1 pseudogene is annotated in these 947 nt (G+C 59.8%); it reads right to left on the bottom strand.

The window, feature by feature from the left end:
* A pseudogene (locus tag AC070A_RS34610) lies at positions 1-877 on the bottom strand (IS3 family transposase); the annotation flags it as partial.
* Positions 878-947 lie beyond the last annotated feature (70 nt).

Here is a 947-nt window from a genome sequence, read left to right as displayed (position 1 = left end):
GCGGTGATCACGAGGTCCTGCACGTCCTGGCTCTTGATGCCCTCGGTGGTGGCCACATGGGCGATTGCCTCACGGTCGCAGCAGTCGAGGGCGAAGGCTACCCGGACCTTCTCCTTGTTGTCGCAGCCGATCTCGAAGCCGTCGGAGCACCATCTGATGTTCGAGCGTTCGACAGCGACCTGACCGTCGTGGAGACGATCCTCAGCCGCCCCGGTGTGGCGCACCAATAGCAGGTTATGCACCTTCATGACCCGGTAGACGCGCTTGGCGTTGGGCCACGAACGCCCGTCTTTCCGGGCGTTGCGGCGCAGAATGGCATGGACACGCCGATAGCCGTAGGTGGGCATGTCGGCGATGATGGCCTTGATTTCCTCCACCAGTTGCCGATCCGGGAGTGGTGGCCGTCCTCTGGCTCTGGAAGGGGAGCCTGCGGCACGCGCGGCGACATTCGACCGGGCGACACCCAAAGTCTCGCAGACGGTCTTCATTTTAAAAAGTCCCTCGGAAGAGAGAGCGCACGCAACATCTGTTTTTTTGGGCCGTTGGCGATTTCGAGAGCTTCCTTGAGGATTTCGCTCTCCATCGTCTTCTTGCCTAGCAGGCGCTGCAACTCCTTCACCTGGCTCTGAAGCGCCCGATATTCGGAAGCAGGAACAACTTCCTCATCTGCGGCCGTCGCGATCAGCGCTCCTTGGGAAGCCAGCTTACGCCATGCGAACAACTGGTTCGGCTGGATGCCATGCCGACGGGCAACGATGCTCACCGTCGCGTCCGCCTCGTAGGTCTCTTGAATGATCGCCAGCTTTTCTGCTGTGCTCCAGCGCCGTCGCCGCTCGGGACCGGACAGAACTTCCATCTTAAAATTGCTACCAGTCATAATACCAACATTACTCCTACCACTTAGCTAAATGGGGGAGCATGTCCGGGCCTTTCGGGGGCTATTTCAC

The sequence above is a fragment of the Ensifer sp. GW101-20A05 genome (genome assembly GCF_059424735.1).
The sequence above is the reverse complement of the archived record's forward strand: the minus strand, read 5'-3'. Positions and strand labels throughout refer to the sequence as shown.